23 protein-coding genes and 1 pseudogene are annotated in these 19,536 nt (G+C 43.8%); 14 read left to right on the top strand and 10 right to left on the bottom strand.

What is annotated here, in order from left to right; translation table 11 throughout:
* Positions 1-96 precede the first annotated feature (96 nt).
* Genes phnE through phnD form a run of 3 tightly spaced genes read right to left on the bottom strand, consistent with a single transcriptional unit; the run spans position 97 to position 2,752 of the window.
* Positions 97-900, bottom strand: a complete 804-nt coding sequence (gene phnE / locus H6F42_RS10995; RefSeq protein WP_190399396.1) for a phosphonate ABC transporter, permease protein PhnE — start codon at positions 898-900, stop codon at positions 97-99.
* Positions 900-1,706: an ATP-binding cassette domain-containing protein gene (locus tag H6F42_RS10990; protein WP_190399395.1), complete on the bottom strand. Its 807-nt coding sequence runs from the start codon at positions 1,704-1,706 to the stop codon at positions 900-902. The genes phnE and H6F42_RS10990 overlap by 1 nt, the downstream gene beginning before the upstream one ends.
* Before the next feature lie 23 nt (positions 1,707-1,729).
* The gene (gene phnD, locus H6F42_RS10985) at positions 1,730-2,752 is read right to left on the bottom strand and encodes a phosphate/phosphite/phosphonate ABC transporter substrate-binding protein (RefSeq protein WP_190399394.1); all 1,023 of its coding nucleotides are present in this window, start codon (positions 2,750-2,752) and stop codon (positions 1,730-1,732) included.
* 311 nt (positions 2,753-3,063) lie between these two features.
* Here phnD and H6F42_RS10980 point away from each other — a divergent pair, with 311 nt between their 5' ends.
* The 3 genes from H6F42_RS10980 (at position 3,064) to H6F42_RS10970 (ending at position 5,606) form a co-directional block, all read left to right on the top strand.
* Entirely contained in the window at positions 3,064-3,852 is a 789-nt protein-coding gene (locus tag H6F42_RS10980; protein ID WP_190399393.1) for a hypothetical protein, read from the top strand.
* 159 nt (positions 3,853-4,011) lie between these two features.
* Positions 4,012-4,899 (top strand): ABC transporter permease, encoded by an 888-nt coding sequence (locus tag H6F42_RS10975; RefSeq protein WP_190399392.1) that lies wholly within the window; start codon positions 4,012-4,014, stop codon positions 4,897-4,899.
* Entirely contained in the window at positions 4,896-5,606 is a 711-nt protein-coding gene (locus H6F42_RS10970) for a hypothetical protein (protein WP_190399391.1), read from the top strand. The genes H6F42_RS10975 and H6F42_RS10970 overlap by 4 nt, the downstream gene beginning before the upstream one ends.
* A 25-nt stretch (positions 5,607-5,631) precedes the next feature.
* Here the strand turns inward: H6F42_RS10970 and recJ are convergent, their stop codons facing one another.
* Positions 5,632-8,007, bottom strand: coding sequence for a single-stranded-DNA-specific exonuclease RecJ (recJ, locus tag H6F42_RS10965; protein ID WP_190399390.1), 2,376 nt, complete (start codon positions 8,005-8,007; stop codon positions 5,632-5,634).
* A gap of 48 nt (positions 8,008-8,055) precedes the next feature.
* On the opposite strand from recJ, the gene H6F42_RS10960 reads away from it, so the two are divergent.
* The 7 genes and pseudogenes from H6F42_RS10960 (at position 8,056) to H6F42_RS10930 (ending at position 11,139) form a co-directional block, all read left to right on the top strand.
* Positions 8,056-8,421 carry a cupin domain-containing protein gene (locus H6F42_RS10960; protein ID WP_190399389.1) on the top strand — a complete coding sequence of 122 codons (366 nt, stop codon included), beginning with the start codon at positions 8,056-8,058 and terminating at the stop codon, positions 8,419-8,421.
* A gap of 75 nt (positions 8,422-8,496) precedes the next feature.
* Positions 8,497-8,817: pseudogene (locus H6F42_RS10955) on the top strand (DUF1016 N-terminal domain-containing protein); the annotation flags it as partial.
* A 108-nt stretch (positions 8,818-8,925) separates the two neighbouring features.
* Entirely contained in the window at positions 8,926-9,210 is a 285-nt protein-coding gene (locus H6F42_RS10950; protein WP_190399387.1) for a hypothetical protein, read from the top strand.
* Positions 9,211-9,288: 78 nt separating this feature from the next.
* Positions 9,289-9,537 carry a hypothetical protein gene (locus H6F42_RS10945; protein ID WP_190399386.1) on the top strand — a complete coding sequence of 83 codons (249 nt, stop codon included), beginning with the start codon at positions 9,289-9,291 and terminating at the stop codon, positions 9,535-9,537.
* Positions 9,527-9,892: a type II toxin-antitoxin system RelE/ParE family toxin gene (locus H6F42_RS10940; RefSeq protein WP_190399385.1), complete on the top strand. Its 366-nt coding sequence runs from the start codon at positions 9,527-9,529 to the stop codon at positions 9,890-9,892. Before H6F42_RS10945 ends, H6F42_RS10940 begins: the two co-directional genes overlap by 11 nt.
* A 309-nt stretch (positions 9,893-10,201) precedes the next feature.
* Positions 10,202-10,699, top strand: coding sequence for a type II toxin-antitoxin system antitoxin SocA domain-containing protein (locus H6F42_RS10935; RefSeq protein ID WP_190399384.1), 498 nt, complete (start codon positions 10,202-10,204; stop codon positions 10,697-10,699).
* A complete protein-coding gene (locus H6F42_RS10930; protein ID WP_190399383.1) occupies positions 10,699-11,139 on the top strand; it encodes a hypothetical protein in 441 nt (146 codons plus the stop codon). The genes H6F42_RS10935 and H6F42_RS10930 overlap by 1 nt, the downstream gene beginning before the upstream one ends.
* Positions 11,140-11,254: 115 nt before the next feature.
* On the opposite strand, the gene H6F42_RS10925 is transcribed toward H6F42_RS10930, so the two are convergent.
* Genes H6F42_RS10925 through H6F42_RS10905 form a run of 5 tightly spaced genes read right to left on the bottom strand, consistent with a single transcriptional unit; the run spans position 11,255 to position 14,826 of the window.
* On the bottom strand, positions 11,255-12,664 hold the full coding sequence (locus H6F42_RS10925) for a protein kinase (RefSeq protein ID WP_190399382.1): 1,410 nt from the start codon (positions 12,662-12,664) through the stop codon (positions 11,255-11,257).
* Positions 12,665-12,683: 19 nt separating this feature from the next.
* The gene (locus tag H6F42_RS10920) at positions 12,684-13,073 is read right to left on the bottom strand and encodes a PIN domain-containing protein (RefSeq protein WP_190399381.1); all 390 of its coding nucleotides are present in this window, start codon (positions 13,071-13,073) and stop codon (positions 12,684-12,686) included.
* Entirely contained in the window at positions 13,070-13,324 is a 255-nt protein-coding gene (locus H6F42_RS21645; protein WP_199288984.1) for a hypothetical protein, read from the bottom strand. The genes H6F42_RS10920 and H6F42_RS21645 overlap by 4 nt, the downstream gene beginning before the upstream one ends.
* Positions 13,325-13,366: 42 nt before the next feature.
* Positions 13,367-14,167: a PP2C family serine/threonine-protein phosphatase gene (locus H6F42_RS10910; protein WP_190399380.1), complete on the bottom strand. Its 801-nt coding sequence runs from the start codon at positions 14,165-14,167 to the stop codon at positions 13,367-13,369.
* Complete coding sequence (locus H6F42_RS10905) at positions 14,167-14,826, bottom strand: VWA domain-containing protein (protein ID WP_190399379.1); 660 nt, start codon at positions 14,824-14,826, stop codon at positions 14,167-14,169. Before H6F42_RS10905 ends, H6F42_RS10910 begins: the two co-directional genes overlap by 1 nt.
* Positions 14,827-14,923: 97 nt before the next feature.
* On the opposite strand from H6F42_RS10905, the gene H6F42_RS10900 reads away from it, so the two are divergent.
* Positions 14,924-15,400, top strand: a complete 477-nt coding sequence (locus H6F42_RS10900) for a DUF29 domain-containing protein (protein ID WP_242018406.1) — start codon at positions 14,924-14,926, stop codon at positions 15,398-15,400.
* Between the two features lie 15 nt (positions 15,401-15,415).
* Here H6F42_RS10900 and H6F42_RS10895 read toward each other — a convergent pair whose 3' ends face one another.
* Positions 15,416-15,667, bottom strand: a complete 252-nt coding sequence (locus tag H6F42_RS10895; protein ID WP_190399378.1) for a hypothetical protein — start codon at positions 15,665-15,667, stop codon at positions 15,416-15,418.
* 391 nt (positions 15,668-16,058) lie between these two features.
* Here H6F42_RS10895 and H6F42_RS10890 point away from each other — a divergent pair, with 391 nt between their 5' ends.
* The 3 genes from H6F42_RS10890 to H6F42_RS10880 all read left to right on the top strand — a co-directional run bounded on the left by H6F42_RS10890 (position 16,059) and on the right by H6F42_RS10880 (position 19,410).
* Positions 16,059-16,952 carry a Sll0314/Alr1548 family TPR repeat-containing protein gene (locus tag H6F42_RS10890; RefSeq protein WP_242018405.1) on the top strand — a complete coding sequence of 298 codons (894 nt, stop codon included), beginning with the start codon at positions 16,059-16,061 and terminating at the stop codon, positions 16,950-16,952.
* A gap of 104 nt (positions 16,953-17,056) precedes the next feature.
* Positions 17,057-17,893 (top strand): Cof-type HAD-IIB family hydrolase, encoded by an 837-nt coding sequence (locus H6F42_RS10885; RefSeq protein ID WP_190399377.1) that lies wholly within the window; start codon positions 17,057-17,059, stop codon positions 17,891-17,893.
* A 62-nt stretch (positions 17,894-17,955) separates the two neighbouring features.
* Positions 17,956-19,410 carry a serine/threonine-protein kinase gene (locus tag H6F42_RS10880; RefSeq protein ID WP_190399376.1) on the top strand — a complete coding sequence of 485 codons (1,455 nt, stop codon included), beginning with the start codon at positions 17,956-17,958 and terminating at the stop codon, positions 19,408-19,410.
* Positions 19,411-19,536: the final 126 nt, after the last annotated feature.

The following is a 19,536-nucleotide window of genomic DNA, read 5'->3' as shown; positions in this document are numbered from 1 at the left end:
TCCTTTCTGGGTTTTATTTTAATTCACAAAAGTGTGATCACACTTTTGTGAATTAAAACAAAAAAAATGCCGCTTCGCGGCATTTTTTTTGTTTTTTTAGTCAGCTTTAAACTTGTTGCGTAATTGGCTGCTGATTGCATCAATAGAAGTAACTACTACCAGCAAAACTAACATCATCGTAGTTGCCTTGTTATATTCAAATCCTCGGATATAGCTCACCAGTTCAAAGCCAATTCCTCCCGCACCCACTACACCTAAAACGGATGCGGCGCGAATATTGTATTCAAACATATAGAGGGTATAGCCGAGACAGAGGGGCAGAACTTGCGGCAAAATTCCATACTGAGCAATTTGCCACCACGAAGCTCGGCTGACTTGTAATGCTTCTAGCGATCGCCGATCTACTGCTTCGATCGCCTCTTGATAGAATTTTGCTAAATAGCCAATGGTGTAGATGCCCAGCGCTAAAGTACCTGCGGGAGCACCTAAACCCGTAGCGGCTACAAAAAATAATCCCAAAATAATCGACGGAACTGAACGCACGGCATTTTGTAAGAGGCTTGCTAGCCAGCGTAACCAGAGGGGCGATAAATTCCGAGCAGACAACAATGCAAGGGGAATCGATAAAATTGCACCGATGGTGGTTCCCCAGAGCGACATCTGCACAGTTTCGATCAGCGCCTTGATAGCAACATCTAAAATACTGAGATCAGGGGGCCAGAGCCGCATCAAAAAATCCGCCATGTAGGGCAGACTAGTTTTGATTAATTCAGGATTAACTTTAAGCCCCTTGAGCGACCAGATATAAGCCCACCCTAGAACTACTATTGCGATGCCTCTGATCAACCAAACATGATAGCGGCTAGAAGTGTAGGAGCGAATCTGATCGAGAAGTTTCATTAGGCGGCGCTAGCGGACTGGACTAAAGAAAGATTTTGCAGTCTCGCAAATTGCTTTTCAAGGTTTTGACAATCTCCATCATACCAGACCTGCCCTTCTTGCAATACGATCGCCCGCTCTGCGTACTGGGCGGCAAGGGCTAAATCATGCAATACGACCACCACGGTTAAGCCTTTGCGATGCATTTCGGCAAGGCTTTCCATGACTTGTTCGATTCCTGACACATCTAAGCCCGTCGTGGGTTCGTCCGCAAGCAGGATTTGGGGTGACTGGATGAGGGTACGGGCGATCGCTACTCGTTGACGTTGACCGCCACTTAGTTGTTTAGCTTTTTGGTAGATTTGCTCTTGAAGTCCAAGTTTTTGCAATAACTGCATGGCAAGGCGGCGATCGCGTTTCGGAAAGCCCCAAAGACTTTGCCATGTGGTCAATTCTCCTAAACAACCACAGAGGACATTATCTAAAGAGGAAAGCTGATCCACCAGTCCGCCCCCCTGAAAGAGAAAGCCAACATTTTTGCGAACTTCGCCAATATTCGCAGAGCTAACTGGATTTCCATAAACTTGAATTTCACCACGCTCGACGGGGACTAGCCCCACTAGCGATCGCAATAGGGTCGATTTGCCAGCGCCATTTAAACCAAGTAGAGCCACAAACTCCCCTTGGTTAATTTGCAAATCAATTCCATTTAAGATGGGGCGCTTTAAGGATGCTTGATAACCAGTACGCACATTTCGACAGGCGATCGCAGAGCTTTTAGGAGATTGATCCGAGCTATGGGAATGATCTTTAACAGAGTTAAGCATGATTTTAAATGGGAAGTAAAAAATTAAGGCTTCAGCCCAGCGCGTTGTAAGGCTGTTCGCATACTTGCTAAGTGGGTTTCATGGTCAACTTTGACTAGTTGCGTAGAGTTGTAGAGGCTACGGAACAACTCATTGTTTTGAGGCTCATTGAACTTCAAAAAAGCCGTAACTAGCTTTTCGCGCACATCCGCAGGCACACTGTCATCAATAGCAATCCCATGAGCAGGAACTTCGGAAACAGAATGCAGAACTCGCAATTTTTTACCTTCTTCTTCGGTAATCCAAGGCGGTAGCAAAGCGTATTCAGAAACTACGGCGACATCAGCTTGTTCGCGCAAAACTGCTTGCAAGGCGCTACTATAGCCATCCCCATAGGTAACTTGTCCAAAGAATTGATCTAGGCGATCGGGCCCATCAACTAGCTTGCGTCCAACTAATTCACTCACTGGGAAAATGAATCCCGATCCCGATGAGCGTGAAGTGAAAGCCATCCTTTTGCCGCGCAACTGTTCGACATTCTTTTGGGGATCGTCTAGAGTTTTGAGCGGACTATCGACAGGAACTACAAATATGGATTTATAGGTTTTGCCCCCCGAATAATCAGCACGGACTTCCGCTAAATACATTTTTGCGCCTGAGAGTTGTTCCGCCTTGAGCGCAGCACGACCACTGACAAAAGCGACATTCGCTCGATTAGCTCGGAGGGCTTCTACGGAAGCGGTTTCATCGCCAATTACTCCCTTCACGGGCATTCCTAGTTCCTTAGACAAAATCGCAGTTGCTTGATCGACTTTTGCTTGTAAATCTTTCGTATCACGCCGAGTCGCAAAGGCGATCGTAATTTCTTTGACAGGGACTGGGGCGGCTGCGGTAGTTGCTTTTACATCTTTGGCAGGATCTTTATCCGCAGCTTTAGTAACTGTCGTTGTGGGATTGCTGGGGGCTGTGGATTGCTGATTACTATCACCACAGGCTGTTAAACCTAGTAATACTAGTAAGCCTGCGGTTATAGATAGATTAACGGACGAAAATAAAACTTTTTTCATTAATTTCGGGAAACCAAACAATATACTAAGGAGGACACTAAAAGGAATTACTTGCAATAACTATTAAACATAGCTTAAACCTATTTGAGAATTTAAGTCAATAACTAAAGCAAAAATTGAGGAGATTTAGCTTTACCGTAACTTTCTTTGGGGGTTGCGATAAAACGATAAAATGAACTACAGCAACGCACTTGCCGAACAAACGAGCTATAAGAAAATTTTGGAAAGCGATGCAAAGCATCGCTTTCCAAAATTTTCTTGGCTTGGTGTTACTCACGAAACCAATTTATTTAAGTAGCCTAAGTACTGCTATGAGCGAAAATCAGACTCCTCAAGGAATAGAACGGGAAGTAAAAACGATGGGTGGTGCGGCGATCGATGGCGCACCGATCGCTTACATTATTGTGCTGGCATCTGTAGCTACCGTATTGGCTTTTATTCCCTTTTCGATTGTGTTAGGTTCAGGCAAAGGGATTCCCCTAAGCCAAAGCATTTATCCTTTGTTGGGTTGGTTGCTGGGCCCTTGGGCTGGGGCTTTAGCTAGTGGTATGGGTACTTTAATTGGTGTATTTCTTGCGCCCTATACGGCTGGTGTACCTGCGATCGCTATTTGGGGAGCAGCGATCGCCAGTTTTGCGGCAGGAGCGATGGGCGATCACCCTAAACGGAAATATTGGTATTTAGTTTTAACAATTTTATTTATTCTCGAACTTGCGGCTTATGCCTATTTGGCGATCGCCCGCAATGGGATTCCTGTAAATACTTTTATTCTCGGTGCTTTTGTCGATTGGTCAGCCGTAATTCTATTTGTGTTGCCAACACGGACATTATTTGCGCGGTTGATTGGCAACAGCAATTTTGTAGAAGTAGCGATCGGGATATTTGGTGGTACTTGGATGATTTGCGGATTGGCTCATCTTAGCCAAGTTCCATTTACCTATTATCTTTTCAACTGGCCAGAACCAGTTTGGAATATGTTGATTCCCGTTATTCCCATCGAAAATACGATGCGCGGTTTATCGGGTGCGGTGATTGGTACGGGGGTAATTTCAGGCTTGAGAGCGATTAATTTGGTCAAACCCAAGGAAGCTATTTATTAGGAGCTTGTCTTAGGATATAAAACCCGAAGACAAGTGGCGGCGCGAAGCGCTGCCACTCGTCTTCGGGTTTTGTGATTTAACCAAAATGGCAACACCATTTTGGGAATAGGGATTAAACGTTATGATGATAATGGTGGCTAATTTGTCCGAATTAATGATATGACTCAAACCTCCCTTCCCCCTTTACCAACCCAAGAACCTCAAGTTGAGCAAGTTACACCTTTAACTCCCCGTTCTTGGACTGCGGATTTTAGTCAAGAAGTGGCGGCTCTGACCACAAGGCTATTTATCCAATTGCGTCGCCGCCCCACTACCTTAATTGCTGGGGTATTACAGCCCTTGATGTGGTTGCTACTTTTTGGTGCGTTGTTTAGTGGGTTACCCAAAGGTTTAGTTGGCGATGATCAGACCTATGTGCAGTTTTTGGCGGCGGGGATCATTGTGTTTACAGCCTTTAGTAGTGCGCTCAACTCAGGCTTACCGATGCTATTTGATCGCGAGTTTGGTTTTCTCAACCGCATTTTAGTTGCCCCCCTTGCGTCGCGATTTTCAATTATTACGGCTTCGGCAATTTTTATAATTGTGTTGAGCATGGTGCAGACGGTGGCGATCGTCTCTGTGAGTGGTTTGATGGGGGCTGGTTTGCCAACTTTGAGTGGGCTGGCGATGATGGGAATGATTTTGACTTTACTGATTGTCGATTTCACGATGTTGAGTTTAGGGCTTGCCTTTGCGATGCCCGGACATCAAGAGATGCTTGCTTTTATCTTCTTGGTAAATTTGCCTCTCATGTTTTCTAGTACGGCCCTTGCACCTCTTACCTTTATGCCGACTTGGCTGCAATGGATTGCTAGCTTGAATCCACTTTCTTGGGCGATCGAGCCGATTCGCTATGTGTATAGCCACAGTACTTGGGCTTGGGATAGTGTCGTATTTACTGCGCCTTGGGGAGATATGTCGATCGCTAAGGCGGCGATCGCTTTACTTAGTTTTGGGGTGATTGTGGCGGGATTAATCCGTGGAACTTTGCGCCGAGGCGTAGCATGATTGGGGAAGTAGGTGAAGTTCCTTCTTTACCTGAAGTACAGCCCTTTGCGGATAACTGGTCATACCTCAAAGCAGAATTGGCATGGCTAGATCGTGTACTCATGCGATCGCTGTCGAAACAACGGCAGACTAATCAAGAAGTGGAGCGAGTAGCAAGAAATCCCGCCGATCGCTCCACTAGTCATTGGTGGAAAGGCTTTATTGCCCTTGATCCCTCTAAAGGTGGCAGCATCCCGCCTCAAAATCCTCCCGCTCAACATCCCCTTGGGCGCTATGGCAATCGCATCGAAGTTAGTCGATATCAGAATATTCGCTTAGCGATTCCTACCCTTTGCGATCGCCTTGAATTGGGACATTTTGAGCGTGATTTATTAGTGCTTTGTCTCGCTCCTGAGATTAGTCGGCGTTACGATCGCCTCTATTCTTTTTTGAATAATGATGAAACTAATTGCAAGCAACCGACGGTGGATTTGGCGCTAAGGCTATTTTGTCGCTCCGATGCGGAATGGCGCACTGCGCGGGAGACTTTTGTGGCGACTTCGCCATTAATTAAGCGCAAAATCCTTCAGCTTTATGTACCGAATTACAGCACGGCGCGATCGCTACTTTCGCAGGCGATGTTGCTGAGTCCTAAGGCGGTGACCTATCTCTTAAGTGAAGATGTCCCCATCGAAACGATTGTGGCAAAGCCTAGAACCAAGAAATAAAAAAGAGTCGCGTTGCGACTCTTTTTTATTTCTTGGCTAAGGTCGTTAATTTCCGATCAAAAAACTGTTGCTGAAATTTTAGTTCATTAACCGCTTGAATAAACTGGGATGTGGCGATCGCCTCACCCTCACCCCTAGCCCCTCTCCCGCAGGAGAGGGGAATAACAGAATAATATGGGTCTTGTTCCCCTTCTCCTGCGGGAGAAGGGGTTGGGAAATGAGGGCGAAGCTTCACATCAGTTAATGGATTAGTCGGCTCGATTTTATCTTCTGCAATCTGTACCTCATAGCCATAAACTGACAGTTCATCTAAGCCAATTTGCAAAACTTGCACATCATCAATTCCTAGCTTCTCAATTAGTTGCGATCGCCTAATTTTTTTGCCTGTGCGACTGAGGTATTTCGCCAGCCCGATCAGAGTTTGCCAAGCGATCGCCCCATTGAGCTTATCAGGATGAGCATAAACAAGGGCAAGGGCTTGCTGAGCTTGCGCTGCCTGATGGGTAATGCTATTGAAATCATGCCAACTATGGGGACAGCGATCGCATAGAATTGCGGCTTCCTGTTCTAATTCGGTAATATCACGACCTCGCCAATCAATGATTTGCAAATTTGAGGCGATCGTTAGCGAAGTTGTATCAAGACTGGGCAACTCGGCAGATAAGGGAACATTTTGAGCATGGACATCAATGAGGCGCACATCATAGCTGCGGCGAAAAGCATTATCCACTAGCTCAACTACAACATCGCAGGGCGTGTCAGGTAACTCATAGCTGTAATGTCCCCACCAATCGCCCCGAATTTGATTACCTTCGCGATCGCTTATGGTGAATTCTGTCTTGATATATTCAACTTTCTGTCCCTTTGCCGTGCGGATATTAGCATTGAATTTATGGATAAACTCACAATTCCGAACTAACAATTTTGGATAGGGATTACCCATACCAAAGGGTTCTAGCTGTTTTAGTTGATTAAATAAATCTTTATTCAAATCCGCGATCGTGACTTCTAAATCAACGATCACACCTTTATTTTGCAATTTCCCATATTGGCTCCAAAATCGCTGATCGAGTGCTTCCATTAAGACCTGCAAGTTCTCTAGTTTAAAGCTCAAACCTCCTGCGAGGGGATGTCCGCCAAAGCTCTCTAAAAGATGTTCTTGCCCCTTGAGTAACTCATAGAGATTGATACCCTCAAGCGATCGCGCACTCCCCTTTGCGATTCCATCCTCAACCGTACAGAGAATCGTGGGACGACCATATTCCGCCACCACCTGTCCCGCCACCAATCCCAAAACGCCCACCGACCATTGCGGATCAGCAAGGATAATAATTCCCGTTGTGGATAGATCGATCTGTTCGATTTTGGATTCTACCTGTTTAAACACCTTTTTCTGGAGCGCCTTACGCTGGGTATTCGCCAATTCTGTTTGTTCTATGAGATTCTTGCCAACCTTCTCATCTTTAGTTGTTAAAAGTTCCACACATTTACGCACATCGCCCCAGATCCGACTCACCGCATTAATGCGTGGTGCAATTCCAAAGCTAATATCAATCGGGCGATCGCCAACTCGTTTGCATTGATCTAAAAGCATCCGCACGCCGAGGCGCTTCCTTTGGCGCAATATATCAATTCCCTTTTGAGCCAAATAGCGACAATCTCCCGACAGATTAACTAAATCCGCAACTAAACCGATCGCCACTAAATCCAGCAAATCCTCTAGAGGTTTGGTCGGTACTTCGGGCAAAGTAGTATAGAGCGCTTCCATTAACTTATAAGCAACTGCTACTCCCGACAAATGGAACAATGGATGCTCTTTGCTTAAATAGCGCGGATTAATAATCGCCACCACGGGCGGACGCTGATCGGGTAAGGTGTGATGATCGGTGACAATCACATCAATTCCCAAAGAATTAGCGTACTTGATCGCCTCTAAGCAAGTGCTACCCGTATCACAAGTAATAATCAAATCTAGATTCTTTCCTGCTAAAGCGCATTGCGATCGCAGTTCATCCAAACCCCGTAAGGATATTCCATGCGACTCCTTCAGGCGATCGGGAATATAAAAAAACAGGCGATCACCTTGAGCAAAAAACTGTCCTAATCCCTCCCATAATACCGATGTCGCCGTAATTCCATCTGCATCAAAATCTCCCCAAATCGCGATCGTTTCTCCTTGAGCATAGGCTGTTTCGATACGGGCGATCGCTTGATGCATCTCTTCGCCAAACTCAAAGGCGCTAGTCGGTTGATAGGCTTCAATAGATAAAAAAGCTTCTACCTGTGCAGGTTCCACAATCCCACGCTGACAAAGTAACTGCGCGGCAAACTTACCAACTTTCTCAATTAACCAAGTCGGCGGCTCCACAGCCTCTAGAATTTGCCAATTTGTCTCTGTCATGTTTTATATTCTATAGCAATGGTTGAGTTACTGCGCTTTAAGAAGAAAATGCCAAAATCTATTACTACCTACTGGAACCCTCTGAACTCAGATAATAAAGCCCAATGGCAAGCGATCGCAGGACTAGAGGGCATGGTCGAAGAATTAACCTTAAGCGTAGATCAAGAAACTGGCGAATATACGCGCTTAACGAGATTTTATCCTCAAGCTGATACTAAGGATTTTGGCAGCAAAAGCCATAACTATCCAGAGGAAATATTTATTGTTAGTGGGCGGCTCTACGATCGCGCCTTTGAGATGTGGCTAGAGACTGGTCATTATGCCAGTAGACCACCTTATGAAGTTCATGGTTCTTTTTACACAGACATTGGATGTGTGGTTCTCGAAATCTCTTTTCCCAATCGAGTTGCCTAGAAATTAAAACTACAAATAGAGAGAAAATGCTTTGCATTTTCTCTCTATTTGTAGGCTGTCAGCACGGATCGTTTTGCTGCTCAGTATGAGGCTTTAAAGGCGGTTAATCGAGAGTTAATGGCGCTTTATTGGGATATTGGTGAGTTAATCGTTACTCGTCAAGAGATCGCTGGTTGGGGTAAGTCAGTAGTGGAACAATTAGCTCAGGATTTGCAGGTTAAGTTTCATGGTATGGCTGGGTTTTCGGCGCGGAGTATTTGGAGAATGCGGGATTTCTTCCTTACCTACCACGGCAATGAAAAACTGACACCATTGGTGGCAGAAATTGGCTGGACTCATAAGCTGGTGATCTTGGAGTCAAAGGATCGGACGATTGTGGAGTATGCGCTACGGTAGTCGAATCAGGCGATCGCGCTTTGCTACTTATCAAATTGTGTTGTCTTTGCCGTTGGCGATTCTAAAGTATTATGAAAGCTTGTAGTAGTAATAGATGAGGAAATAACTATGACTCTCACTCTTGACCTTCCACCAAATTTAGAAAGCTCGTTATTTCAAGCAGCTAATCAGCAAAGTCTTACTGTTGAAGAGTTTGTGATTCAAATGTTGACATCTGCTTTTATGCAGAAAGAGAGGCAAAAGAAAGCTGTAAGTTTATTAGAGTCTTGGTTAAATGATGCTGATATTGAAGAACAAAAAACAACGGGTGCATATTTGATTGAGGCGTTGGATCAAGATAGGTTATCCGATCGCTTGTTATTTCCTGATGCAATGAAAGGTAAGTCTTGGTGAAAAGGTCTATATCTAAATGACTAGGCTATATTAGATTTACAGTATATTCTTATTTCTCATTACAGTGAGGTTATCTAAATGAGAGCTTTAGAAGTTTCAGGTACAGTCGATCGTGAAGGGCATTTATTGTTAGATCATCCTTTTGATGGGAATATATCTGGGCGTGTCCGTGTGATTGTGCTTTTTTCTGAACCTGTTCAAGAGAGTGATCCTGATGATACGCCTATTGAGGAGGTGAAGGCGAGTTTGAAAAGGGCTTTTCAGCAAGCTAAGGCAGGACAAACCAGACCAATCTCTGAATTGTGGGACAGAATCGATGCTGAGTGAAAATAGTCTCGTTTCTATCAGGTTTGCTGATGAGTTTGAAGAAAATCTGTATCGCCTCTCCAAAAGATTTCGCAATATTCGTAAGGATATTGTGAGTGTGATTGAGCAAATTCAGTCTGGTAATTTTGTTGGCGATCGCATTGCTGGTTTGGGTGAAAATTATATTGTGATTAAGGTCAGGGTGAAGAATAGCAATATCCAAAAGGGAAAAAGCGCGGGTTATCGTTTGGTTTATCAAGTGGAGTCGCCGACTAATGTACTGCTGTTGACTATCTATTCAAAGAGCGATCGCGATGATATTAGTTCGGCTGAGATTTTGAGTATTTTGGCTTCTATTGCTGGGGATGACGAGTAATTTTTGATGAAATTCAGCTTTTTTAGATTGGGATGATCGCGAAGTATTATGCAAGTTCGCTGTAATGGTTAAGAATGGAGTTAATGCAATTCGGGAAAAGTTGGCAAGTTTTGAGGCGATTGGATGAGCTTACTTCTTTGCGTTTGACGGGGAAGGGAAGGATTTGGGGAAAGATTGATGAGGGGGTGATGGAGTTGAGATGATGGGATGCTGAACATCGGATTGGTAAATGTCTCAAAAGAGTTTGAGTAATAACGAGTTAGGTTATAATAATGCTTTAAAATTTCAAAGATAAATGTGTAAGGTCTTATGGCTACTGTACAAGACACAGTTATTATTCACGATATAGCCAATGTAAATATAAAAGCTACTGCCTATGATGTGGCGGCTTACATTGTGGATAAGCAAGTTTCTACTACTGATAGTGGAATACCAGCGATGAAATTACAAAAGTTGATATATTATGCTCAAGCTTGGAGCTTGGTTTGGGATGACAAGGCTTTGTTTATCGATCGCATAGAGGCATGGGCAAATGGTCCTGTTGTGCCTGATTTGTATAAGTCTCTTTATGGTCAGTTTATGATCGTGGGTGTTAAGGGAAATCCTAATGTTTTCACAGATGTAGAACGAGAGACTATTGATAGTGTTTTAAAATATTACGGTGATAAGTCTTCTCAATGGCTTACTGACTTAGTTCGTAATGAGGAGCCTTGGATTAATGCGAGAAGGGGTTTAGCAGTTGGAGAACGTGGCGATCGCGTGATTTCGTGGGCGGCAATGGCTGAGTATTATGGAAGTTTGCAGTGATGGTTAAGAATCCTAAACAGGCTAGAGAAGTATTTTCCACTAAAGACCCTCGAATAGCATCAGATCCTAATAGTTATTATCAGAAAAGACCTAGTTGGCGGGTTGCGAAGATGGAGTTTGTTGATCCTTTTGGTTGGCATACTCTAGATGCAAATGGAGTTAATGAAATTCGGAAGAAGCTGGCAAGTTTTGAGACGATGACTTGGCGGGAGATATTGCTTGATGCGAAGAAGCAGAATCACAATATTTCAGTGGAGGATTTAGCTAAAGAGGCTCAGGATCGTCTTCTTGAGATTTTTTCTGAGCAGTTAGATGAGCTTACTTCTTTACGTTTAACGGGTAATAAAAGAATTTGGGGCAAGATTGATGAGGGAGTGATGGAGTTAATATGGTGGGACCCTGAACATCGGATTTGTGAATCGAAGAAGAAGCATACTTAGTTAAATAATTCTTATATCAAAGAGATGCGGTGCGTTACATTCATGAACATACCTTACGAGATCAGCGATCGTACTTTCTCCTTGACTCTCCTCCTCTATTTTATACCTCACGCTTTTACTGTCCAGTACCTGATTGAAAAATCAAAATACGAACAAATAGGTACGTAAGACGCAAGCAACAAATGATCAATACTATTAATATAATGAGCGATAACCAATGAACTTCTCCAAGTATATTTAAAGCTATGGTATATGCTACTAGAGAGATTCCAGAGATATATAATGTGCCGAAAAGTTTATAAAAAATATTATTAAGATTATTCTGTCGCTCCGTTGTTCCAGAGATAAGAGTATTATTTGTCACAAAGTTGCTACTATTTACTGAAGATGCACTAACTGAGCTATGAGAAATTGAATTTGTATTACTTGAAGACATCGATGGATTTGTGTTTAATATAGGCTTCTCAACAGTCTTCTTTATCGCCGCAGGTTTCAGATGTTGCCCCGAACTAATCCCACCCAACGCAGGAAACGGATCGCGTCCCCCCAACTTCACAGCCCTCTCACACCAAGGACAAACACCCAAATGTCCACTGTAATAATGCTGACCATTTACCCCACACCTCACCAAACCATCCTCAGCCGCACCCAACGCCTTACTCCAAACATCCGCCGTAGGACGAGCCGCAGGATTGCCATGTCCCTGCTCAAAACAAAGCAGAAAAAGCTCCTGCAAAGCAACAGGTAACATCTCAAAAGAAGGAGCCAGAGGCATCGGCTTGTAAGGAACCCTGCGCCGACCATGAGGGAAATGTCCCGACTTAATCCGATCCTTTAACTCAGGCGCTTCACCCTGCCCCGTAAACACCCCACCAAAAGGATGCGTCCCCTCCATCAACAACTGATAAATCAACACACCTAAACCAAACAGATCATGCTCCACCGAACGATCTACATCCCGAAAACTCATACCCTGTAACTCAGGAGGCGTATACTCAGGCTTACCCACCGTACAGCGATAAACCGTAGTGCCATCATTCACCTGAAACGAATCCGTATCCACCAAAGTCACGATCGCATCTTCAGCCACCAACGCATTCGACTCATTCACATCCCCAATCACATATCCCCGTGAATGCACCGATCGCACCGCCCGCGCCAAATTTCTCGCAGTTCGAATCAAAGAGACATAGCTAAATTTAGGAGTTTGTTTTCGGCGAGTGGAAGGATTGTAATATTGAAAAATTGGCTTTGCCTTACTCGTATCCAGTTTAGGCATCAAAAAGCCTACCACCCGATCCAAATCCATCACCAACTCAGTCGCCCAAGCGATAGAGACCCGTCCCGAATTTGCTAAAGGATCAACAGGTGGATTCTCAACCATAAACGCTAACTTTCGCGCATAGTCCCCATGCGGCTGATGATAAATCTTAGCCACCAGTTCAGGTCTAATCCGCACCGTATAAATATTCGCTTCACCACCCGATCCAATCGGTGACTTTAAGAAGATGTAACTTTTATCCATAAATTTTGATGCTGTGCTTTTAGCTAATGGTCTCTAACCAAGAAAACCCTGTCAGATTTTGATCCACAGTCGCCAACGTGAGCTTGTAGAAAATAGCCGTAGCTGCAATAAATCGATCCGCAGGATCTTGATGAGGCAATGCAATTTCACGACTCAAAATTGCAATTTCATGATTTAGCGCGGCTTCATGGGTTTCTAATTTCTGAAGTGACAAGTTGATCCATTCATTCGTATTAGGTTGTAAAGATATTCGCCTCTTCTCAGCAAGAATGACCGTCTCCCAAATACTAATCGGACTTAACCAAAGCTCAGTGGTTGGGTCTGCAATCAGTGATTTTAGTTCACCAGATAGGCGATTATCTGCGAGTAAATACCATAGCCAAATGTGAGTATCAAGTAAAAGCTTCATTGCAGCACTTCCCAAACACTTTCAGGTAATGCTGGAGCAATTATATCTCCCAAAATTTCGCCACTTCCTTTCATGACACCAAAAGTAGGACGTTGATTTTGAATTATTTTAGGTTCAACATCAACAGACATCTCGCGTGATTTTTGCAAAGATTGAACGATCGCACTAATCAATTCAAGGCGATCGCTTGTCGATAATTGATAAGACTTTTCTTTAAGTTCTTGTAACAGCATGAGAGTAACCTCGATCATTCATTATGAATATTTTAGTACAAGTGCTTAGATAGAGTCACTCTAAGCCAATGAAGCCAGCAGCAAAGTCAAATCATCATCAGTGCGATCGCAAACTCTAGGCGATCGTAAAAATCCTGTTAACTCCTGATGGGCAGCATCTAAATCCTTCGCCTCAGCAATGAACTTAAATAACGGCGCAAAAAATGGTGCATGAGCTACACCTTGAGGCATTTGCAGAGCCAACATTTGCAACCCATCGGAAAACATTGCTAACTGAGCAGGTTTCCCTTCCCATAAACAAATCTGAGCCGAATCAATGCCATTTGGTGAAGTTAAAAACGTAGCTAAATCGAGAGATTCTTCAATGGGAGGAGCAGTTAAAGCGATCGCCGTTCCTTGCTGATTAGCAACCACAATCGCCCCATCTCCCACCTGAATCGCCGCTACAATATCAGGAGTTGCTACCACGATTAACAAAGTCGTTGATAGCTCACGCACATTTACCTGACGCGATTCTGCTTCAGTTTGAATGGCAACTAAAGCATCTTCTAAGCCACTGTTAAGCAGCACTTTCCATCCTTCATCACCATCAGGAATTGATGACTCTGCTATTTTAGAAGCAATTCCCTTCACCGCAGTTTTCACCGCCAGCAAAGATCCCACCTCTGAGAGCGAGACAGATCCCGCCCCATCCGCAACACCTGCTACTAAAATGCGATCGCCCACTACTTTCCAGAAATGAGCATCTTGACATGGCAAGTTCCGCTTTTGATGACTAGTCCCTTCTAGGGAAACCGCCACAACTGACCATTGAGCTAATTGTGCTGTATTTACAGAATTAGAAGAGTTATCAACATCCATTAAACTGTCATCCAATCAGGAGGTGGCAAAGGAACTTGTTCATCGGGCTTAGAGTGGGAAACGCGCTGCATACTTGCTGATAGCCACACAAACATCTCACGGAAACTTAATCCCTTGAGCTTAATCGGCGATCGCACAGACATGGTTTGCAACTGATTCATATCCGCTCCTTCCACACCCACCGCAAAAAAGGCAACCCGTTTATTTGTCTCTTCTTCCTTTACCCGTTGCGCCGCCTGAGTCAACACATAGGCTTCTTCTCCATAGGGCGCACCATCGGTAATCAAAAACACCCAAGGACGGTAGTAAGTAATGCCATTATCCTTATACTCACGCTTACGAGATTGCAACAGATCAAGGGCTTTGTTAATACCCGAAGCCGTATAGGTCAGACCCTGCGCCGTCAAAGTTGGTGCTTTAAAATGCTCAGCCGTAGCAAACTCATGCTCTACGCGCACCGTCGTATCAAAAGCCACGATCGCCACTTCCACTCGTTTACTCGCCAAATTATCCTGCAACAGGTCATCTCGAAAAGTTTGCAACCCTGCATTCAAAGCCGCAATTTTTTCCCCACCCATCGATCCAGAAGTGTCTAAAAGCAACACACAAGGGCAACGTGGCTCTGGATTTTCCGCAAACTCAATCGCATTAAGGCTCATGGCACTGAAATAAACCTAAAGTATTTATAATTAAACCATATCCAGTTGCTGATTATCGAAGGAATTAAGATAAAAATCTCATATAATAGATTTTGTCATGAATGGAACAACGCCGATGACAGTCGTAAATGCAGCGCCCTCTTTGAAGACAGTCTACGAACAAGACTACCTAATGTGGTTGGAAATGACTAGCGAACAACTTCGCATGGGCAAATTAGAGAACTTAGACCTTGAGAACCTTTTAGAAGAAATAGAAGCAATGGTGCGAAAAGAAAAAGTTGCTTTAGAAAGTAACTTAGAAATTTTATTGATGCATTTACTCAAATATCAATATCAAGTCAATAAACGTACTTCGAGCTGGCGATATACCATTGACGAACATCGTAGCCGCATTGTTAAAGCCCTAAAAGTAAGCCCCAGTCTAAAGCCATACTTCAAACAAGTCTTTGATGACTGTTATCAAGAAGGTCAAAGAAAAGCCGCCATTGAAACGGAATTAAATATCTCTACTTTTCCAATGCGATCGCCTTTTAGTCAAGAAGAAACGTTAAATCCAGATTTTTTACCTGAATAAGTCAAATTCTCACCATTACTCTTTTGGAGTTGTCGTTTTATTTTTCTCAGCTACAGAATTAGGACTATCGGGAGGATCTGATTCGGGATGAGGTGTGTTTGAAGTAGGAAGATCAGTTGCTTCTGGATCGGACACACTAGGAACGTGTAATTCAGCATCCGTGGATGCTGCTCCGCCAGAAGCATTGGGTGCTTTACCCTCACGAGCATTACGGGCTTGTTCAGCTTGTTGGGCGGCTCCGCCTGTAGAATTGGTACTTTTTTCCATGGTGCTATCCAGATATTTGCGAAGATTGATACGTTTGTGATATTTTACTTAATTTATAAAAAATTTACATCTGTCAAATGAATGATCCTTCCATTTGGGAAACTTTTTGTAAATTAGAATCGTCCTCTGCTATATCGAAGTAATATAGCTGTGGTCACTTGCATTAGGACACAAAACCCAAGAAGCTAGTTGCGGCGCGAAGTGCTGTAACTCCTCTTCTGGTTTTGTGTCCTAACAAGAAGGGCAACAGCTATATATTGCAGACAAATTAAAATTTGGACTAAATTTAGATTAAGTGTTGAAATTTAAGCCTGAGTCCTATTTGTTAAAATTTCTAGAAATACAATCTACTTTGCTAACTACCTATAGCCTGAGATTTTCGGGGAAATTTATGAAACCTCCTGTGAAACTTTTATTCTCATCCGTCTCTGCATCTCTCTTGGCAGCATTAGTGAGCGCAGTAACCGTGATGCCTAGCTTTGCCGCCGATCCTTTTCGTACTAGTAACGCTAGAGCGATCGGTAGTGAAACTCAGAAAGCCTTTGAATTGATGTTTAAAGAAGGTGATTATGTGTCGGCAGTCAAGCAATTAGACAAGGCTGTTAGGAACGAAGCTAATGAACCACTGGTTTTTGCGTTACGGGCTTCGACTTTCTATGCTACTGAAGACTTTGTGGGAATGCAGGTAGCAGGGAAGCGCGTGCGTGCCAATGCCGAGGCTTTGAAAGGGAAAGACAACCTGCGTGCTTATATTTATTTAGCGGCTAGCGACTTAATTGAGGCGGGCTATATTGTCAAAACCGAGGGATTGTCGAGTGCGCCAAGGGCTTTACCATTGGTGCAGAGCGTATTTGACAATATCAAAAAAGCACAGGATATCGATCCTGATGATCCTGAACTAAATTTAGTTAAGGGCTATATCGATATGCTGATCGCTTCGGTATTACCCCTATCGGATTTGGAATCAGCTTTGGCTAGCTTGAAGCAATATGCGGCTCCCGATTATTTGAAATGGCGTGGAATTGCTCTAGCCTATCGGGATGCTCGTAGACCAGATTTGGCTCTAGGTGCGGTGAATAAGGCTTTAACTACGGCTCCCAATAATCCTGATCTAAACTATCTCAAGGGTCAGATTTTGTGGATGCAGGGTGGTAATAATCTGCCTGCGGCTAAACAATTCTTTGAGTTAGCCCTCTCAAAGGGTAAGCAAATGAATCCGAGTATGTTGGCGGAAGTGCGTCAGCAATGCCGCAATTTAGCTGGTGGTGTTGCTTGTAAAGAATAAGAATCACATAAAAAAAGCTTGCTTCGCAAGCTTTTTTTATGTGATTTTCTGCGTTTTTCGGTACACTATTGCCACATTAGGCAGTACAACAAAGCGAAAAACTCATGGCTCAAGACATTAAACTGGTCGTGGTAGATATTGATGGCACGATTAGCGGTGATGCCAATCAGGTTAATGATGCGGTCAAGCAAGCAGTTAAGGCGGCTCAAGCAAAGGGTGTCAAGGTGGCGATCGCCACAGGAAGAATGTATCGTTCCGCCTTGCGCTTTCATGAGGCGATCGCCTCCGATATGCCCTTAATTTCCTATCAAGGCGCATTCATCAAAGATCCCCAAACCGATGAATTGGTAGGGCATTGGCCAGTGGAGTTAGGACAAGCTCTATCTTTGCTAGACGATCTGGGCGAGTTTGCGACTAATGACCAACTCTCGATTCACATCTATGTGAATGATGAACTGTATGTCCGCAAAATGACAGCACAAACAGAAGCCTATGCGGAACGCTCCAAGGTTGGCGTTAAGGTGGTGGGCGATTTACGCGAATTTCTAACCAGCGGTAGTACTAGCCATCCACCGACAAAAATCTTGGCCTTGAGTGATACTGCGGAATTGGTGACGGAAATGCTCCGCGTTCTGAAGGATCGCTATACGCCGCAACAACTGTACCTCACCAAGTCCGTAGCCACTTTTTTTGAAGCGACTAATCCGATCGCCAATAAAGGTACGGCAGTTAAGCATTTAGCCGAAAATATTTTGGGATTTGATCGCTCTCAAGTCTTGGCGATCGGTGACAACTTCAATGATTTGGAAATGATTGAATATGCGGGTATTGGTGTGGTGATGGGGAATGCTCCTGAAGGCTTAAAACCACTAGGAGATTGGATTGCGCCCACTGTCGAAGAGGATGGAGCCGCCGCCGCGATCGCAAAGTTCGTGTTATAAATTTTAAAGATAAAAGAGGGCTAGCACCCTCTTTTATCTTTAAAAAATTTAAGCCTACCGTTATGCTAGAACCTCAAGCCATTATCAATAAGCGCTATCAGTTAGAACGCCAGCTAGGACAGAATGCGGGGCGCGAAACTTGGTTAGCAAAGGATTTGCAGCAAGGGCATGAGCGTGTTGTGGTCAAGTTACTTGCCTTTGGCGGGAATATCCAATGGGAAGATTTGAAACTATTTGAGCGTGAGGCAAATGTTCTCAAACAGTTAGATCATCCAAGAATTCCTAAATATCGAGATTATTTTTCCATTGACGATCGCTCGTTATGGTTTGGATTGGTTCAGGAATATATTCAAGGAGAATCCCTCAAAGAATATCTCGCTAAAGGGCATAAATTTACGGAATCGCAGGTTAAGCAAATGGCGATCGCGATTTTAGAGATTCTGAGATACCTGCACGAATTAAATCCTCAAGTTCTCCACCGTGATATTAAACCTAGTAATTTGATTTTGACTGGTAGGGATGGAGAAACTCGCAATATCTATCTTGTAGATTTTGGCGCAGTCCAAGACAGGGCAAGTGCTGAAGGCAAATCTTTTACGATTGTGGGAACCTATGGCTATGCACCGATGGAACAATATGGCGGTCGAGCCGTAGCCGCTTCTGATCTCTATGCCTTAGGCGCGACGATGATTCATTTGCTGACAGGGATATCTCCTGCGGATTTGCCACAGGATGATGACGCAAAGATTGTTTTTCGCGATCGCACCAGTGCCAGTTTACATTTAGTGCAATGGATTCAGAAATTAGTCGAACCCACCGTCAAAAAACGCTATGCCACGGCGCGAGAGGCTCTACAAACTCTCCAAGAACCAGTTGCTTTAGCTCCTCAGGCAATCTCTAAGCCAGTAACTCAGTCAGTTCCCAAGTCCAGACCTAAACGCCGAGTCTATCCGCCCGACCAGACTAATATTCAAGTTGAGCAATCTCCCACTCAATTGCGGATCGTGATTCCCTGTAGTATCTGGATGGTGATCGTTTCTTGGGGATTGGTGATCGGAGTTATCCTCTTTTTACAGCCATTTTTTCCTGACATGGTTTCTGTGATTGCTATTTTAAAAAATTATGTTTGGACATATATTTTGACGGCTTTGTTGGTTGTGATCATGATATTGCTCACAATCAATCAGCTAACAAGTGTGATTCTCGAAATTGGTGAGCAGGAAACATGGCTAAGGCGATCGCTATTTGGGAAGATCTATTGGAAAGCCACATTTCCTACCCATGAATTAAATGGAGTTGTCCCTAAATGGAACATGATCGAAAAGAGAGATAGCAGTTTTATCAGTTGGTTGATGTGGGCTGGGAGTGAACATAGTGAAGACAATTCGATCAAATCTAATGTCGTTCTACAACTGCGAAATACCGAATACACTCTAGCTATTTCTAAAATCAGACCGACAGAGGTGAATTGGTTGATTGATGTAATCGAAGAATTTTTATACAGCAATAAAAGCTAACCCAAAAATAAAAGTGACGGCGCTTTGCACCGTCACTTTTATTTTTGGGTTTTAGTTGTCACACTTTTGTGGTTTGCTATAAGTTAAGGTAAATAGCTCTCTATTTTTTGCCCCTTATTTGGTATA

The sequence above is a fragment of the Pseudanabaena sp. FACHB-1998 genome, from assembly GCF_014696355.1.
Taxonomy (GTDB): domain Bacteria; phylum Cyanobacteriota; class Cyanobacteriia; order Pseudanabaenales; family Pseudanabaenaceae; genus Pseudanabaena.
This window is presented reverse-complemented; position numbering and strand designations above follow the sequence as displayed.

Coding starts and splice junctions, on each gene's coding strand:
- H6F42_RS10975 (WP_190399392.1), top strand. CDS start 4,012: ATGACTCAAACCTCCCTTCCCCCTTTACCAACCCAAGAACCTCAAGTT.
- H6F42_RS10930 (WP_190399383.1), top strand. CDS start 10,699: ATGGTTAAGAATCCTAAACAGGCTAGAGAAGTATTTTCCACTAAAGAC.
- H6F42_RS10950 (WP_190399387.1), top strand. CDS start 8,926: ATGACTCTCACTCTTGACCTTCCACCAAATTTAGAAAGCTCGTTATTT.
- H6F42_RS10920 (WP_190399381.1), bottom strand. CDS start 13,073: ATGAAGCTTTTACTTGATACTCACATTTGGCTATGGTATTTACTCGCA.
- H6F42_RS10990 (WP_190399395.1), bottom strand. CDS start 1,706: ATGCTTAACTCTGTTAAAGATCATTCCCATAGCTCGGATCAATCTCCT.
- H6F42_RS10895 (WP_190399378.1), bottom strand. CDS start 15,667: ATGGAAAAAAGTACCAATTCTACAGGCGGAGCCGCCCAACAAGCTGAA.
- H6F42_RS10935 (WP_190399384.1), top strand. CDS start 10,202: ATGGCTACTGTACAAGACACAGTTATTATTCACGATATAGCCAATGTA.
- H6F42_RS10960 (WP_190399389.1), top strand. CDS start 8,056: ATGCCAAAATCTATTACTACCTACTGGAACCCTCTGAACTCAGATAAT.
- phnE (WP_190399396.1), bottom strand. CDS start 900: ATGAAACTTCTCGATCAGATTCGCTCCTACACTTCTAGCCGCTATCAT.
- H6F42_RS10880 (WP_190399376.1), top strand. CDS start 17,956: ATGCTAGAACCTCAAGCCATTATCAATAAGCGCTATCAGTTAGAACGC.
- H6F42_RS10980 (WP_190399393.1), top strand. CDS start 3,064: ATGAGCGAAAATCAGACTCCTCAAGGAATAGAACGGGAAGTAAAAACG.
- H6F42_RS10905 (WP_190399379.1), bottom strand. CDS start 14,826: ATGAGCCTTAATGCGATTGAGTTTGCGGAAAATCCAGAGCCACGTTGC.
- H6F42_RS10885 (WP_190399377.1), top strand. CDS start 17,057: ATGGCTCAAGACATTAAACTGGTCGTGGTAGATATTGATGGCACGATT.
- H6F42_RS10890 (WP_242018405.1), top strand. CDS start 16,059: ATGAAACCTCCTGTGAAACTTTTATTCTCATCCGTCTCTGCATCTCTC.
- H6F42_RS10970 (WP_190399391.1), top strand. CDS start 4,896: ATGATTGGGGAAGTAGGTGAAGTTCCTTCTTTACCTGAAGTACAGCCC.
- phnD (WP_190399394.1), bottom strand. CDS start 2,752: ATGAAAAAAGTTTTATTTTCGTCCGTTAATCTATCTATAACCGCAGGC.
- H6F42_RS10945 (WP_190399386.1), top strand. CDS start 9,289: ATGAGAGCTTTAGAAGTTTCAGGTACAGTCGATCGTGAAGGGCATTTA.
- H6F42_RS10940 (WP_190399385.1), top strand. CDS start 9,527: ATGCTGAGTGAAAATAGTCTCGTTTCTATCAGGTTTGCTGATGAGTTT.
- H6F42_RS21645 (WP_199288984.1), bottom strand. CDS start 13,324: ATGATCGAGGTTACTCTCATGCTGTTACAAGAACTTAAAGAAAAGTCT.
- recJ (WP_190399390.1), bottom strand. CDS start 8,007: ATGACAGAGACAAATTGGCAAATTCTAGAGGCTGTGGAGCCGCCGACT.
- H6F42_RS10900 (WP_242018406.1), top strand. CDS start 14,924: ATGAATGGAACAACGCCGATGACAGTCGTAAATGCAGCGCCCTCTTTG.
- H6F42_RS10910 (WP_190399380.1), bottom strand. CDS start 14,167: ATGGATGTTGATAACTCTTCTAATTCTGTAAATACAGCACAATTAGCT.
- H6F42_RS10925 (WP_190399382.1), bottom strand. CDS start 12,664: ATGGATAAAAGTTACATCTTCTTAAAGTCACCGATTGGATCGGGTGGT.